This window comes from Flavobacterium branchiophilum NBRC 15030 = ATCC 35035, assembly GCF_002217205.1.
In the GTDB taxonomy this organism is placed as follows: domain Bacteria; phylum Bacteroidota; class Bacteroidia; order Flavobacteriales; family Flavobacteriaceae; genus Flavobacterium; species Flavobacterium branchiophilum.
Map to the genome: position 1 here is coordinate 1 of NZ_MUGT01000070.1, position 1583 is coordinate 1583.

The 1583-nt window shown below is 44.8% G+C and carries 1 protein-coding gene; it reads left to right on the forward strand.

Annotated features, from left to right (window positions below; all coding sequences use genetic code 11):
- A partial coding sequence (locus B0A58_RS09290; RefSeq protein ID WP_207758842.1) for a fibronectin type III domain-containing protein occupies positions 1-1583 on the forward strand: 1583 nt, incomplete at both ends.

Genomic DNA, 1583 nt, shown 5'->3' on the forward strand with positions numbered 1-1583 from the left:
TTTAGGTACACTGTACCAAATCAAAGTCAAATTAGTAAGTGCTGGAGCCCAAAATGTTACTACGGGTTATACCCAAGTGCAACAATGGGACGAAACTACGCTAAATACAACTTTTAATATTTACGAAGAAAAAACGGTAGATTTGAGTGCTTATTCGGGCCAACAAGTATATGTGGCTTTTGTAATGAAATATACCCAACCTGCTACTGGAACCGTTCCTGGCGATCGTTGGTTGGTAGATAATGCTCGAATTATTGCCCAATGTTTGCCCCCAACTGCGCTTACAGCTACGGCTATTGCAGGAACTACGGCTACTTTAGGCTGGACAAGTCCTGGAGGTGCGAGCAGTTATGAAGTAGAAAATATGTTGGCTACTGCTACCCCAACAGGTGTGGCTACTGGAACAGCTACTACTACAAGTTTTTCCCAAACAGGTTTAGCGGGATTGACCAATTATAAGTTTTATGTTCGCACGGTTTGTGGCACCGATTACAGCACTTGGGCTGGACCTTTTGCCTATACTACAACCGCTATACCACCTGGTTGTGGTGGCAATTTTGTAGATGCGGGCGGAACAGCTAATTACCCAAATAGTTCTAATAGCGTAACAACGATATGCCCAACCGTTGCTGGCGAAAAAGTAACTGTTACTTTTACAGCATTTGACGTTGAGGCTTCTTGGGACGGATTGTATGTTTTTGATGGAAATAGTACAACAGCTCCACAAATTGCTAGTGCCAACCCTGCAGGAAATGTACCTGGTGGTTTGGCTGGTGCCTTCTGGGGCACTACTATTCCTGGCCCTTTTACCTCTACCAGTGCCGATGGCTGTTTGACTTTCAGATTTAGAAGTGATGCCTCTGTAAACAGACCAGGGTGGGTGGCCAACGTAACTTGTGCCTTGCCACCAACTTGTCCTGCACCAACAGGATTGGTTACTTCGGCCATCACTTCGACAACTTTGACTCTTGCTTGGAACACAGTAACTCCATCTACTTCTTGGCAAGTATTGGCATTGCCATGTACGGCTCCAGCACCAACGGCTACAAGTACAGGATGGGTTTCGGCTACTGCCAATTCTTTGAATATCACAGGATTAACACCTGATACTTGTTATAATTTTTATGTTAGAGGCGTATGTTCTACTACCGATATGAGTACTTGGGCAGGGCCAAAAACGGCTACTACCTTAATAGCACCACCTGTTTGCGGGGGTACATTTGTAGATGCTGGAGGAGCTACCAATAATTATCCAAATAGTTCCAATACTACCTATACCATTTGTCCAACAACGCCTGGTGATTTGGTTACCGTAACTTTTACTGCCTTTGATGTAGAAGCTTCATGGGACGGATTGTATGTTTTTGATGGAAATAGTACAACAGCACCACAAATTGCAAGTACCAATCCTGCGGGCAATGTGCCTGGTGGTTTGGCTGGTGCCTTTTGGGGTACTACCATTCCTGGACCATTCACCTCTAGTAGTACCGATGGCTGTTTGACTTTTAGATTTAGAAGTGATGCCTCTGTAAACAGACCAGGATGGGTAGCCAATGTAACTTGTGCTCCTGCTCCTACTTGTA